Annotated in this window: 14 protein-coding genes and 2 pseudogenes; 5 read left to right on the forward strand and 11 right to left on the reverse strand. The window is 32.8% G+C overall.

Annotation, left to right across the window (positions count from 1 at the left end; all coding sequences use genetic code 11):
* Positions 1-328 precede the first annotated feature (328 nt).
* Positions 329-674: pseudogene (locus ACHZK0_RS13020) on the reverse strand (GyrI-like domain-containing protein); the annotation flags it as partial.
* On the opposite strand from ACHZK0_RS13020, the pseudogene ACHZK0_RS13025 reads away from it, so the two are divergent.
* Positions 674-885: pseudogene (locus ACHZK0_RS13025) on the forward strand (fosfomycin resistance protein); the annotation flags it as partial. The pseudogenes ACHZK0_RS13020 and ACHZK0_RS13025 overlap by 1 nt on opposite strands.
* A gap of 116 nt (positions 886-1,001) precedes the next feature.
* Here the strand turns inward: ACHZK0_RS13025 and ACHZK0_RS13030 are convergent.
* The gene (locus ACHZK0_RS13030) at positions 1,002-2,024 is read right to left on the reverse strand and encodes a phosphotransferase enzyme family protein (protein WP_262742708.1); all 1,023 of its coding nucleotides are present in this window, start codon (positions 2,022-2,024) and stop codon (positions 1,002-1,004) included.
* A gap of 491 nt (positions 2,025-2,515) precedes the next feature.
* Between ACHZK0_RS13030 and secY the strand changes: the two genes are divergently transcribed.
* Positions 2,516-3,820, forward strand: coding sequence for a preprotein translocase subunit SecY (gene secY / locus ACHZK0_RS13035; protein ID WP_000490104.1), 1,305 nt, complete (start codon positions 2,516-2,518; stop codon positions 3,818-3,820).
* 17 nt (positions 3,821-3,837) lie between these two features.
* On the opposite strand, the gene ACHZK0_RS13040 is transcribed toward secY, so the two are convergent.
* Positions 3,838-4,875, reverse strand: a complete 1,038-nt coding sequence (locus ACHZK0_RS13040; protein ID WP_262742709.1) for a DnaA N-terminal domain-containing protein — start codon at positions 4,873-4,875, stop codon at positions 3,838-3,840.
* A gap of 134 nt (positions 4,876-5,009) precedes the next feature.
* Entirely contained in the window at positions 5,010-5,927 is a 918-nt protein-coding gene (locus tag ACHZK0_RS13045; protein WP_395761668.1) for a DMT family transporter, read from the reverse strand.
* Between the two features lie 146 nt (positions 5,928-6,073).
* On the opposite strand from ACHZK0_RS13045, the gene ACHZK0_RS13050 reads away from it, so the two are divergent.
* The gene (locus ACHZK0_RS13050; RefSeq protein WP_395761669.1) at positions 6,074-7,504 is read left to right on the forward strand and encodes a PLP-dependent aminotransferase family protein; all 1,431 of its coding nucleotides are present in this window, start codon (positions 6,074-6,076) and stop codon (positions 7,502-7,504) included.
* A 99-nt stretch (positions 7,505-7,603) separates the two neighbouring features.
* Here ACHZK0_RS13050 and ACHZK0_RS13055 read toward each other — a convergent pair whose 3' ends face one another.
* Positions 7,604-8,533 carry an NADP-dependent oxidoreductase gene (locus ACHZK0_RS13055; protein ID WP_270344092.1) on the reverse strand — a complete coding sequence of 310 codons (930 nt, stop codon included), beginning with the start codon at positions 8,531-8,533 and terminating at the stop codon, positions 7,604-7,606.
* A gap of 196 nt (positions 8,534-8,729) precedes the next feature.
* Here ACHZK0_RS13055 and ACHZK0_RS13060 point away from each other — a divergent pair, with 196 nt between their 5' ends.
* Positions 8,730-9,584, forward strand: a complete 855-nt coding sequence (locus ACHZK0_RS13060) for an alpha/beta fold hydrolase (RefSeq protein WP_395761670.1) — start codon at positions 8,730-8,732, stop codon at positions 9,582-9,584.
* 462 nt (positions 9,585-10,046) lie between these two features.
* Here the strand turns inward: ACHZK0_RS13060 and ACHZK0_RS13065 are convergent, their stop codons facing one another.
* Positions 10,047-10,382: a hypothetical protein gene (locus tag ACHZK0_RS13065; protein ID WP_262742715.1), complete on the reverse strand. Its 336-nt coding sequence runs from the start codon at positions 10,380-10,382 to the stop codon at positions 10,047-10,049.
* A gap of 11 nt (positions 10,383-10,393) precedes the next feature.
* A complete protein-coding gene (locus tag ACHZK0_RS13070) occupies positions 10,394-11,563 on the reverse strand; it encodes a ParM/StbA family protein (RefSeq protein WP_061679805.1) in 1,170 nt (389 codons plus the stop codon).
* 209 nt (positions 11,564-11,772) lie between these two features.
* On the opposite strand from ACHZK0_RS13070, the gene ACHZK0_RS13075 reads away from it, so the two are divergent.
* Positions 11,773-12,174, forward strand: a complete 402-nt coding sequence (locus ACHZK0_RS13075; protein WP_262742717.1) for a hypothetical protein — start codon at positions 11,773-11,775, stop codon at positions 12,172-12,174.
* 42 nt (positions 12,175-12,216) lie between these two features.
* Here ACHZK0_RS13075 and ACHZK0_RS13080 read toward each other — a convergent pair whose 3' ends face one another.
* The 4 genes from ACHZK0_RS13080 to ACHZK0_RS13095 form a co-directional block, all read right to left on the reverse strand.
* The gene (locus ACHZK0_RS13080; protein ID WP_262742719.1) at positions 12,217-12,753 is read right to left on the reverse strand and encodes a DUF1697 domain-containing protein; all 537 of its coding nucleotides are present in this window, start codon (positions 12,751-12,753) and stop codon (positions 12,217-12,219) included.
* Positions 12,754-12,906: 153 nt separating this feature from the next.
* Positions 12,907-13,365 (reverse strand): GNAT family N-acetyltransferase, encoded by a 459-nt coding sequence (locus ACHZK0_RS13085; protein ID WP_262742721.1) that lies wholly within the window; start codon positions 13,363-13,365, stop codon positions 12,907-12,909.
* Positions 13,366-13,559: 194 nt separating this feature from the next.
* Positions 13,560-14,057, reverse strand: coding sequence for a GNAT family N-acetyltransferase (locus ACHZK0_RS13090; RefSeq protein ID WP_270344094.1), 498 nt, complete (start codon positions 14,055-14,057; stop codon positions 13,560-13,562).
* Between the two features lie 26 nt (positions 14,058-14,083).
* Positions 14,084-14,440: a hypothetical protein gene (locus tag ACHZK0_RS13095; protein WP_262742724.1), complete on the reverse strand. Its 357-nt coding sequence runs from the start codon at positions 14,438-14,440 to the stop codon at positions 14,084-14,086.
* Between the last annotated feature and the right edge of the window lie 64 nt (positions 14,441-14,504).

The raw sequence follows: 14,504 nt of genomic DNA on the forward strand, positions 1-14,504 counted from the left end.
TCGTATAATTTTTAAAATAGAAAGCTTGTACAAAGTATACTTTTTGTTTCTATCGAAAAAAAGGGAAAATACACAATTTATGTAACATTATGCAAAATTACATAATGTAAGGTCGAAAATATAAATAAAGAACAACTCATAAAAGTGCATTAATTTCAATGAAAAAAGAGCTCCCTAAGGCGCTCTTTAAATGCGATTATAAACATATATGCATTGTCTCATCCATTTGTTTATTTGGTAATTTCTCTGCACAATACCCTTTTAAAAATGCATCATCTAATAGATTGGCATCCTCCGTTACTATTTGATTAGTAAATATAAGATATAGTTATATATAATTCAAGATACATACATACTTATTTAAATTTCTGTTTATTGGTTCTTTTTTTATTGGTACAAATAAATCAACCTTTAGCTTACCTTCTAGATTTTCCGCTACATTATTTAAGCAAAACTCTAAATTCTCTCTATCGTAATCTGCATCATACTCACTATTTGGTAGCCAATCTGCGTACATGTTTTGATACGCTACACTTAATTTATGAGGCCCATCATAGAACTGGTATAGAGCGTATAGACCTACATCAAAACTTTTAAAATTGCACCTCATGATGTCTTTCTTTATCAAAGCTTTCAGGAATCGTAACACACGCATCGTGCCGACACTTATGACTTTCGGGTGTCATATGAAGATTTAAAGGAATCGTTAAATTGGTTACAATCACTCAAAATTAATGCAGTTCCATTTGGAAATAATTCATCCATTGAACCCTTTGTCCGCCCACATTAAGGTAATGCATCTGTTTATTTTATCGATTCGGATGGTAATAGCTTAGAACTAATGCATTAAAGCATATAACTGATAATGTATCTTTCAAAGATTAGGAGGAACTATTAACTAGCACGTTTGAATAAATAATAGTTATTTATAAAATCGAATAAAAACGAAATGCAGTTCAACTGTTATTTTTGTCTAACAATTGAACTGCATTTTTTATTATTTAATTATTATTTATTGTGCTACCCTCATACAGTGTAACGTTTTTGACTTGCTGCTTAATATCTTCTATATAATAAAATAGTTTACCTCTTAAATCCCTTATCCATAATGGATAATCTTCTGAATCCGGAATATCAACAGTCCGAGTCAATCTCGCATACATCATTAAACGATGCATTCGTAAAAACCACTGTATATCTTTTAACATCGCATGATCAATAGTTGTTTCCTGTCTATACCCTTGTAAAAACGCTTCAAAATAAAGAGGGTTTAGTTCTAGTTTTTCATTACAAATATCCCGTAAAGCATATGCAATATCAGCTATATACCAATAATGAGCGCAATCGTCAAAATCTATAATTCCAATGATGTCTCCATCTATACATAAATTATCTAATTCAAAATCATAGTGAATGAATCCGAAATTCTCATCTGTAATCGGCAATGTATGGATCCATTCTTCAATTCTCTCAAGCTCTTTTCGTAAAACGAATTCTTCTTGAGGTATTGAGTTTTCAATATACGCTAAATGTTCCCGCCATGTTATTCTATCTTTTGTCAATTCTTCTGGCATTGTTTTAAAAGCTGCATGTAGACGCCCTAATTGTTTACCCCATAAATAGAATTGATCTTTAGTTAAGTCTTCTATTGCATAATGTTTTCCTTTTAAGCCTTTCAATACAACCGCATAAAAAATTCCTAATTCTGTATGAATCTCCTCAATATAACGCTGATTTTTCGATATTACCGGAGCATTTAATTGTAATGAACAGCTCGATAAATACTGCAAAATATGAATTTCAGCTTGAATAGTTTCTATATTTTTTTCCTCTCTTTCTACAAATCTAAGGTAATAACGCTCACCATTGTTTTGAAAAACAAACACAAAATTTGCACTAGCACGAATGTAATAAAGAGAGTCTTCATCATGTTCCCAGTTCATTAAAATTTGTTCGGCAAACGAACTTCTCCAATTTCCGTCAACAGTTGCGACGACTTTTAGCATTCTACTTAATTTCATCATACAATCCACCTCATCTTGTTTTTAAAACAATGTGGAAATGTACTTTATGTATGATGTATAAAATGTTATTTATTACCTATTAATATATACACCATCAATTACGTGAGAAAGATCTAGATGTATTTCCACATGTTTCTTTTTTAAAGTCTCCATCCGATCTACTCACCTCCTTTTAATTATTAAGAAAATTATAACAATTAAAACGTATCCTATCAATTAAACATTAAATTAATGTGAAAAATAACATTCTTCATTCATTTTTCATGCGTATGTATGTACATTTGTTAATTTATTCGATATATTATGTGTATTGAATGATTACGAAAAGCTTATTGGTCGCTAAAAAACACCTTATATTTTATATCCGAGAAAACTACAAAATGTATAAAATTCCATTTGTCAAATGAATTTAATGCGGAAGGAGGTTTGTGGTTACTTCATCGGGATATAATCATCAGTTTTGAACTGATAAAAATATAGGAGGCGACATAATGTTTCGTACGATTTCAAATTTCATGAGAGTAGCTGAGATAAGAAACAAAATTCTTTTTACACTAGCAATGCTAATCGTTTTTCGAATTGGCACGTTTATTCCAGTTCCTCATACTAACGCAGAGGTATTAAAAGTACAAGATCAAGCTAACGTTTTAGGTATGCTAAACGTATTTGGCGGAGGGGCACTACAACACTTCTCAATCTTTGCTGTAGGTATTACACCTTATATTACAGCTTCCATCATAGTACAATTACTACAAATGGACGTTATACCTAAATTTTCGGAATGGGCAAAGCAAGGAGAAATGGGCCGTAAGAAATCAGCTCAATTCACTCGATACTTTACAATCATTCTCGCATTCATACAAGCCATTGGAATGTCTTATGGCTTTAATAATATAGCAGGTGGACAATTAATAACAGATCAAAGCTGGACTACATACTTATTTATTGCGACAGTTTTAACTGCAGGTACTGCATTTTTACTTTGGTTAGGTGAACAAATTACCGCTAACGGAGTTGGTAATGGTATTTCGATGATTATCTTCGCAGGACTTGTAGCAGCAATTCCAAATGTTGCGAACCAAATTTATTTGCAGCAATTCCAAAATGCAGGCGATCAATTATTCATGCACATCATAAAGATGGTTTTAATTGGTCTCGTAATTTTAGCGATAGTTGTTGGCGTTATTTACATACAACAAGCCGTGCGTAAAATACCGATTCAATATGCAAAAGCTGTTTCAGGAAACAATCAATATCAAGGAGCAAAAAACACTCATTTACCTCTTAAAGTAAATAGTGCTGGTGTAATTCCAGTAATCTTTGCTTCTGCATTTTTAATGACGCCGCGTACGATTGCGCAGCTCTTCCCTGATTCAAGCGTGTCAAAATGGATCGTTGCAAATCTTGATTTTGCACATCCATTTGGAATGACACTTTATGTCGGTCTAATCGTTGCTTTCACATACTTCTACGCATTTATTCAAGTAAATCCTGAACAAATGGCTGAGAATTTGAAAAAGCAAAATGGATATGTGCCTGGTATTCGCCCTGGTAAATCAACAGAACAATATGTAACGAAAATTTTATATCGATTAACATTTATTGGCGCAATTTTCTTAGGTGCAATTTCCATTTTGCCGCTCGTATTCACAAAAATTGCTACGTTACCACCTTCTGCACAAATTGGTGGTACAAGTTTACTTATTATCGTCGGTGTTGCACTTGAAACAATGAAGACGTTAGAAAGTCAGCTTGTGAAACGTCATTATAAAGGGTTTATAAAAAAAGTAAATTAAGTAAAAAACACAGTTGGTTATTTTTTCAACTGTGTTTTTGATTCTGCTACCTCTAATTTCCCCACTAATGTATCAATCACTTTTTCTAAGTTCACTATTTTTTCTTCTAATGCTTGGATGCGTTTTTCGCTATCCACTACATTATTATATTTTAACTCATCATTGGACGATTTGAACTGCTCCCATAATTCGAAAATAGTATTTTCAGTAGGTAATTTTGATTTTTCATCATTAATGTCTGCTTCTTTATTTGATTCTAATTCAAATTGAAGTTCATATGTAATTCCAGTTAACTTTTTAGCTATTTTTGAAATTAAATCTTTATAAGACTTTTCAACCCAACCTTGTTGGAATTCGTTTTCAAAATAAATGATCAATGAATCTTCATTTATTCTGGCTGTCGTTTCTTTAACCCACGTTTCATATGAAGGTCTTGAAATTGTTAATTGGATTTTATCTTTTATTTCATCCCAAATCGTGTTGGATTCCTCTTGTCCAGAAGTGAGTGGATGATTTTGCATGTTAAGAATCTGTGCTATAGAAGTGGTTTTTGATTCTATTTCGAACCAAATTTGATATTCTTCATTTGTAAGATTCTGTACGGTACTTGAAATTATATTTTTATACTCTCCTTCAAGCAAATCACGATGAAACGCATCTTCACAAAAGATTATTAATGTATTATCTTTTATCGTAGCATTTGTATTTCTAATCCATTTCATAAATGTTTTCTCTGCTAATTTTGGCCTTAATGCTTTCTTTACTTCATCCCAGCTACTAAGCCTTACTTTTTGAATATCTTTCAACTTAGATGGTTCGCCATTACATAGATCAAACTGAATTTCAAACGTCGTATTAAACATTTCTCTTAATGTATGAAATACTAACTCTTTGTAATGAGATTCTAACCAGTCACGTGCAAATTCATTTGGAGCATAAATCGTTAATATATCATCCTCTAAATAAGCAGTTGTATTAGTAAACCAAGTTTCATATGATGGTTTTGAAATTTGCGGTCGAATTTTTTGCTTTACTTCAGTCCAATTTATTTTCATAATAACTCCCCCTCTTTTATAGTTCTCTTTCATATAGCTTAATAATATTACGACTTTCCAATAAATAAAGTCAATCCGTATCTTTAATAAAATTAAAGCAGCCCTATTTTATACAGGGCTGCTTCTTTATACAACTACATTTCCTTCTCAAATAATCTCCCTTGTTTGAAATAAGTACGGAGTGTGGATTGATTAGCTAAAAATACACCAACCAAAATGAAACATGCACCTATTCCCATTGTGGGGTTTAAAGGTTCTCCTAATATGATATAGCCTACTATAATAGCAATTAACGGTGAGACATATAACCACGTTGACGGGAATACAGGATTTGTTTTTGATAAGAGCCAATAATATAATCCGTGCCCACCAATTGATCCGATAAAGATTAGATATAAAATAGGCCACTGTACACTCCAAGAGGCTAATACAGATACATTCGGTTGTTCTACTACGGCAGACACGATTAATAGTAAAACTCCTCCATAAAACATTTGAATACCATTAATGAGAAATGGTGATACACTTTGTAAATCCGAAAGTATTTCTTTTGATCGAATAGAGCCTATTCCGTAAAATAACTCTCCTATTATTAAAACAACACAAGCAATACTCCATATGAAACTTACTTCTTGGTGCATGCCTGGTAAAGAAACAAAAACAACGCCTATTAGTGCTATAATTAATGCGAAAAATTGCTCCTTTTGTAATTTTGTCTTATTTCTCCTTGCCTGTAATAACAAAATCATCATCGGTCCCGTTGCAGAAAGCACAGCAGCTAATCCCGAAGAAATAAATTGTTCTGCCCAGTACAGTGATGCGAATGTCATAAATGTTAAACAAAAACCAGCATACATAATACGTTTCGAAAATACATGTGGCATAATTTCTTTCCTTTTTAACTTAAATATAATCATTAGAATTACTCCTGCTAAAAAGAAACGAATGCCTGCTGAAAACAATGGAGGTGCTCCTGCTTCAATTCCGATTTTTATCGTTAAAAATGTTGTTCCGAAAATAATACATACTAAAATATAATTGAAAATGACCATTTTTCTTCCTCCTTTTTACTCTTAACATGAGTATAGAAGGGATAGTGTATAACAGTGTAACTATGTATATAACAGTTGCCTAAAATTGTAGTTGATTCTCTATATATTTTTCGCTTTAATTAAATAAAAACGAAGAAGGTGAAACCATGAAGATTGTTCTTCGTAAAGAATCCAACATACCGTATTACAAGCAAATATATATGCAAATCGTTGAAAGAGTACAAAGTGGCATGCTTTCACATGGTGACGTACTTCCATCTTTACGCACTATGGCCGAAGATTTACAGATTAGCCTATTAACAGTTCGTAAAGCATATAAGCAGTTAGAAAAGAAAGAATATATACGCATTGAGCAAGGAAAAGGTGCTTATATACATAAACATGGAAAGAAAGATTTCAAACCAATTCCGTATAAATGGCAACAAACGAAAACGATTAATGTTATGCGATCTCAATATACAATGAATCAGCACCGGAAATATTACGATTTTTCACAAGCGATTTTATATCCTCGCTTATTACCAAATCCATTCTTAGCTGATGAAATGCATAAAATACTGAATAAAGACCAAATGCTCCTAGCAACGTATGGTCCAGTTCAAGGCGATTATGAACTGCGAGTTGAAATAGCAAGTTACTTAAAAGAACACCAGCAATTAGTGACAGACCCCTCTCAATTATTAATTACAAGCGGCGCTCAACAAGGAATTGATTTAATTGCTCAAACATTATTAAAACCTGGTGATATTGTATTAGTGGAAAGTCCGTGTTACAGTGCCGCACTTGATATTTTTATCAATAAAGGCGCTCAAATCATTCCAGTTTCTCTTGATAATCATGGAATTCGATCTGACTTAGTCGATGATATTTGTCAAAGTAAAAATCCCGTATTATTGTATACGAATCCGACTTTTCAGAACCCAACAGGTGCAGTAATGAGTAAAGAACGAAGAATGGAACTAATAGAACTAGCAGAGCTATATAAATTTTTTATAATTGAAGATGATTCGTTCGGAGAAATATATTTTGAGGGTGCGACTGTTCCCCCTCCTATCAAAAAATTTGATAGGAATGGCCACGTAATATATATAAAAGGATTTAGTAAAACGTTAGCACCCGGACTGCGTATCGCAGCACTTATTGCAGATGGACCTATTTTCGAATGGTTATATGCTGTAAAAGGTTCAATGGATATTGGTAGCCCTTTATTAACACAAAAAGCACTTCTACCTTTCCTGCGTGCAGAACGTATGAAAAACCATTTAGAAAAATTGCGTACGGCTTTACAAATTAGACGTGATATAACGATTGATTTGTTATCACCACTTAAAGAAATAAGATTTGAAATACCAAATGGTGGCTTTAATTTATGGATTACACTTCCTGATCCGATAGATCCCTTTACCTTATTACAAAAAGCAAATGAAGTAGATGTCTCTTTTTTACCAGGAACAGCTTGTCTATTAAATCCCGAAATCAATAATCACCAATTAAGGATTAGCTATTCTCTGTTAAATGAAAAAGATATGTTAATTGGTTTAGAGAGATTATATGATACAATACGAAACTGTATATGATAGAGATAACATTACATATCCAATAAGAAATACTATCCCAAAATGAAAATGTGACTTTTGGGATAGTATTTGTTTCTGAGTTTTTTCGTGGTTCAAATATTATCTTCCGACTTTCATTACAATCTTACCTCTAACATGTTGACCTTCACTCAAAATATGAGCTTCTCTAACCCCTGCTTCATTAAACGGAACAACTTTACTTATGATTGGTTTTATTTTTCCATGTACAATTAAATCTGATAATTCTTCTAGTTGCTTTCCATTTGGTTTTAGCCATAAAAAACCTGATTTTATCCCTTTTACTTTTTGAATTGGCTCATGAACAATTGAAACTAACACACCACCAGGTTTTATAATTTGAAAACTTTTTTCCTGTACTTCGCCACCAATTGTATCTAACACAATATCAAAATCTGATAGTAGTTCTTCAAATTTATCTTTTTTATAATCAATAACAAGATCCGCTCCTAATGACTTTAAAAACTCTTCATTCTTACTACTTGCAGTTGTCGCAACAAAAGCCCCAAATGATTTTGCGATTTGGATTGCTAAACTTCCAACTCCACCAGCTCCAGCATGAATAAGTACTCGGTCATGTTCTTTTATTTTTGCGTAATCTACAAGACTTTGCCACGCTGTAAGTCCTGCAAGAGGAATTGAAGCTGCCTCTTCGAAACTTAGATTTGTAGGCATATAGGAAACTAAATCTGATTTTACTGTAATGAATTCAGCATAAGAGCCCTGTCCTATATTTTCAGGTTTCGTATACACCTTATCTCCTATTTTGAAACACTCTACCTCTTCCCCAACTTCTTCAATAATTCCAGCTACATCTAACCCTAAAATAATTGGAAATGAAAATCGTAACTGTTGTTGCAAGTCTCCTTTTCTTATTTTCCAATCAACAGGATTAACAGATGTTGCGAGAATACGTATTAATACCTCATTATCTTTAACAACCGGTTTTAAAACTTGTCTTTCTTTTAATTCTTCAACACTCCCAAATTGATCTATTACAATTGCTTTCATTTCCATTCCTCCTTGCTGTTTATTTTAATAACATACAAATATTTCTCAAAATTTTTTGCCTTGAATTATCATAAACTTATTTTTGGAGGTAATTACGTAAGAAACATTATGAATTCCAAAATGAATCTTACACACACATTAGAATCATTCGAAACTGCATTTTTAATTACATTAAAAAAGAAATGGGGAAAACTTTATGACTGAAAAGATATTTAAAATAAACGGGATTGATATATGTACAGAAAGCTTTGGGAACCCTAAAAATCCAGCTATTTTATTAATTATGGGCGCTACGTGTTCAATGGTTTATTGGGATGAAGAATTTTGTGAACAGTTGGCTAACACCGGGAAATTTGTTATTCGTTTTGATAACCGTGATGTAGGGCGCTCTGTTGCATATGAACCCGGTACTTCCAATTATACAGTTACAAATATGGCAGAAGATGCAATTGGAGTACTTGATGCTTATCATATTGATCAAGCACATCTATTTGGCATGTCATTAGGTGGTATGATAGCTCAAATTGCTGCTGTAATACATCCTGAAAGAATATTGTCGTTAACATTACTAGCTACAAGTGTAATAGGCTCTGACGATAACACGCGCGATTTACCTCCGATGGATGAAAGGATTTTAACACATCACGCAAATGGCACGCATTTAGATTGGACAAATGATAAAGTTATAGCAGAATATTTAATTTCAGGATCTCGGCTTTTATGTGGATCAAAACGAACATTAGATGAAAAAAGAGTCTATAAACAGGTAAAACAAGAAATAGAACGAGCTAACAATTTATTAAGTATGTTTAACCACGCTCTACTACGAGGAGATGATACATATGAAGGTGTGCTTCACTCCCTACAAGCACCTACATTAGTCATTCACGGAACAGACGATACCGCACTCCCTTTTGAACATGCTCTCGCACTTATTGATGAAATTCCTAACTCAGTCCTATTAACCCTCGAAGGCGCAGGACATGAGAATCATCCTGATGACTGGAAAGACATAATTCATGCTGTTACTGAACATACAGCTAAAATATGAATAAATAACGAATAAAAGGGGCACAAATTATGGTGCGCCCCTTTTATTCGTTACATGTAAAAAAAACCATCACTGTATCTGTATGTATAGTGATAGGCAATACTTATATTTTTCTATGTGTGAACTACTCACCACTTAGCAAAGCTTGAAGTGGGAGCTTCTCAGTTCCACGACGAAAGCAACCTTTCGTCTCCCTGAGCGTTACTTCGGGGCGTTCCATCCCTAGATGACCAACGCTTGGAAGTTCCCTTTATACGGTTGATATTTTACGCAGGAACCGAATGGCTTGGTTTTCGCACGCTATTTTCTTCCTGCAACCTTCTATATCAAGTTATCAAAGAACCTCATATAGATGCTTTATCAGAATTTTTTGACTACCGACAAACCGAAATTCATCTCCCACCTATCGTTGGGCTACGCCCTTCACACGCCCCAGGAAGGAGAATTCTTTCGGGAAATTCGTTAAAAAAACGGACAATCTAATTGATCAACAGCTTCCCATGATTTTTTTTTTATATTTTCGGTGGATTTATTAGCTTCTAGTGGTACGTTTTTAAAAGGGTTTACTTCAACTTTTAATATGGAAGATGGCTCTACGTATAATGAGAAAACATGGCTACTAGGTATAGCTTTTGACACATCAATATCTCCTACTTGTTTAAAAAGTTGCTGCGCTGCAAAGAAAAAGAAATTCGTTGGGTTCGATTGTTTATTTAGCCATGCAAGCATTTCAGGTGATACCGACTTATGAATATTGATTTTTACCCGATCACCACGTTTATATCGCCTAGATCGCATACTTCCACCAACTAACTTATCGTTAAGTTTGTAAACCCTAACTCTTTTTGCTTATGCTCTCTATATTTTGGTGAACAAGTGTATACTAATAATCCACGTGCATTTGTAAATAACGGATTATCTACAAAAATTACATTTGTTAATCGTCCTTTTTGCTTTAAAATCATTTTCAAACTGTTTTTAATAATTACTGCGCCCCCGCCATAAATAAATACGTATGGATCATCTTTCATATCATCAATTTTATTTATGATATCCGTTGCGACACGCGCTGCTAAACCTAATAATGCCGGCTGTGATTCTTCAACTAATAACGCATTTCGCGGGTGCTTTTCATGTAAATAAATTTGGTTAAATTCTGTAATGCTATCAATCGTTTTTGTTGGATACTTCCGGTTCCATCTCGTAATAATCTGTAGCAACGTTTCTTTCACACCATATGATAAGCCCTTACTTAGTTGTGGCCTAAAGTTGACGCCAAGTGAAACTACTTCTTCTGTCGTCCCTGCACCAATATCAAAAGATAATAGTGTTTTATCAACAAAATCAATTTCTGAAACTTGATTTTGTTCACATTCTATTTTATGTTTTACAACATTTCCTTCTTCATCATATACAATGCCCCACGTCCCAGAAGCACCTTCAGGTAGGCATTTACAAAACTCGATAGATACATTAATCGTAACATCACGTCCGTTTGGATAATGGAACACAACTTTATGATTACCCATATAGCGTTTCGCATTTTCCGCAGCTATTTCTTGTGTAATAAGCTGCATAGGAAGAGCAACAGATAAATCGTAACGAATATTAATATGACTAGAAGTTGGACTTTGACGCATAGCACTTACCGCTAAACCAGATAGAATTGTAATAACCATTAACTCATCAGTTGACTTATTCGATTTCTTCTCAACCTCAGTACCTTTTAATTGATCTTGAATGACTTTTTCTCCAACAATATACCGCACGTTATTTAACATTAGTGATGGAGAACTAATGGTCACGTCAATGTGATTTTCTAATTCAGATAATGAAACATCCCCCTCATCTAACAATCCTGTAGGCTCTCCTATATATAAAGAATATATACTCGGAATAAAAATAGGGTCTTGCCCTTTCACCATTAACTTCAAACCGTTATTTCCTGCATCAGCACCAGCTTTTAATAGAATAGACATAACTACCCCCTAAATTAATCTGACATCCCTTCCAAATATATGCGAGCTCATTCTTTTACATTCAAATGTAATGTAATTTTTTGTTTATCGTAAAAACAAAATATCATATTCTTGTCCCTTCATGTAAAAAGTATTTGACATAAAACTTTTCCAATTTTATACTATAGATGTAAAGAGTTTTTTACATGATAGGAGGTGTCATTTCTAAATTGAATCATAAAAAGTTTATTTTCATCATTATCGTTTTATCTTTAATCGGAGTCCTTATATATGGCGCATATAAATATGTAACAGAAGGTTCGATTTTTGGAGGGACAATATTCGCTTTTTCGTTAATACTTGGTAATTTAATTAATCAAATTACTTGGGGAGATCCAAACGGAGTATCGAAAGAAAGCCAAGATGAAATGGGACAACAAATTAAATATAAAAGCTTTAAAATTTCTTATTTTGTACTAATATGCCTTATGTTTTTTATTTTAATAGCATCAGAAGGATTTGCATTCCTATTACTCGATGAAATAAAGAATCTTCCTCTTTTTATCGCTCTTTGTTCTTCTTTCTTTATTTATCCTATTGTCGAACTTATAGTCGCAAAACAATATAAATAAAAAGGTGAGATTTTCTATATACAGAAAATCTCACCTTTTTATTTATATACCCTCAACTATCGCTTTTAATTTATTCACTGTCCGCCAATTTCTTACTGTAGCTGCTGTATGTAGCTTCTGAAATTGACTCATTAATTTAGAATTTCGAATACTATTTTTGAAAAATAAATACACAACTTTTTCATGTATAAAACAATCTTCTGTCTCATTTTTTTGCATAAATAGCTGATCCTTTTCTTTTTCAGAAAGTTCATTTGCTAAGAAGGCAACATGTATACTTTCCCCCTCAAGCAATGAATCGACTTCATAAGGACACCTTTTTATCGTATTTATAAATTCATCACGTGTTCTTAACATGACTGGAACATCAAAATCAAAAACGTTTTTAATTTCCGATTGTATTCGTTTATTTAGAAAATCAATATCTTTTTCAGATTCGAACACGATATTACCGCTTTGAATATATGTTTTTACTTGTTTTAACCCTATGGATTCAAACATTTGTTTTAAATCAGCCATTTTAATTACCTTATGCCCGCCTACATTGATTCCTCTTAGTAATGCAATATAAATTGTCATATCATTTCTCCTCATTTAAATGTGTTTCAAAGTTGATGTAAAGATATTTAATACGCTATAAGAACCTTACTACATTTTATTATAGTAAGGTTCTTGTAGTGGTTAAATTTTATTCAACGAAAGCATCTGTTTGTTGAATAAAAAGTGCTTTCGTTATAGAGCCGTTGACTTTTTAAACAAAGGTATGCACCCTCCACTAGGCCCATAAGCAACTCCAATTTTATCCCATCCATATTTTTCATAATAGCCGTTAAGATCTGAAGTAAGATAAAGAAAATGGTATCCTCTTTTTGCAGCTTCTAGCAGTCCATGATTCAACAATTTTTCACCAATAGAGTTACCCCTAAATTTTTCATCTACAAACAAACATGCTAGCCATGGGCTCAAATCCTGACGACTATTTAAATCATTGAGAATTAATGCATACGTTCCGATGATCTCATTATCTATTTTTACAATATAAAAACTTGGTATGTTATTTGGATTGGTTAAAGCATTAGTCATGCAATCTTTATAGAATGCACGCCCACCTTCCTCACCCCATTCTTTCCAAAAAACATCTATTGCCTTATTAAATAAGTCATCGTTCTTTAGTAATTGAATGATTTCCATAAAGCTACGCCTCCCAAAAGTATTAATTATTGATTGTCGCACTATAACAATAAATGTATTTCAAGTAACTTTATTTTTTGTGGAACTATCTATGATTTCATTACTCTTAAATATAGCCTATTAATATGTACTCTCTTATTGTCTACATAAAAAAACTTACTACTTTATTATGCAAGAGTAAGTTTTTCTTCTCATTATTTCATGATAGGTAAATGCATTATAATTTGTTGACCGATTGGTCCCATTCTCCTAAAGCCTTTATCTTGGAAGCCGACTTTTTCATATAAATTTTGTGCAGGAATATTTTTTTCATTTACAGCAAGTACAACCTCATTTTTTATCGGGAAATAACGTTTTACAAACTCTTGTAATAGTGCCAATGACTTTTTAGCATATCCTTTTCTTTGTCTATTGTGATTTATAGAAAACGATGTTAAAAGTAAAGCATCTTGATTGTCTGTGAACTCCTGTACTCTATCTCCTGTTTGCAATGCGAAAAGACCAACAGGTATCCCATTGTAATCTAAAATAACAATCACATTTTTTGTTCGATCACTTTTTGCTTTCTCCAATAATTTACCTGGATCAGATGTGAATTGAACTTGTTCACTTGGTAAAGTAAAAGTTTGTATAACTTCTTTATATTTCTCCTTATACGGAACTAATTGAATTTCCCCTGTATGTATGTTCATGCTAAACTCTCCCACTTTTCAACATATTAACTTAAACCTTGCTGTGCTTTTGAATGCACTTTTCCATCTAAAAAAGTAATTTCAACTAATGAAGTTGGGTCGCTTCCCTTCCAAGAAAAAATTTGTTTAATTTGTGTAGAATCTTCTACACCTTCTTCTATAAGTAAATTACCATCAAAGCCAATTAAATCTTTCACTTCTGTATAAGTCATTCCTTCATTTATGTTCGAGAAATGATTTATATTGATAGATTCTTTCTTCGCACTTTCCAACACAGTAGAAGAAGTCGCTGTTCGTTTTTTCACTTCTTTCTTCTGTTCACACGCTGTCATACTGAAACCTAAGCATAAACTACATACTATTAATGCGCTTTTTTTCATCATAACAGTTGTCCCTCCCATCATCATTAAACCATATATTCCCTTAAAAATAAACTGAATATTAAAT

This window comes from Bacillus sp. 3G2 (genome assembly GCF_044324725.1).
Lineage (GTDB): Bacteria > Bacillota > Bacilli > Bacillales > Bacillaceae_G > Bacillus_A > Bacillus_A mobilis.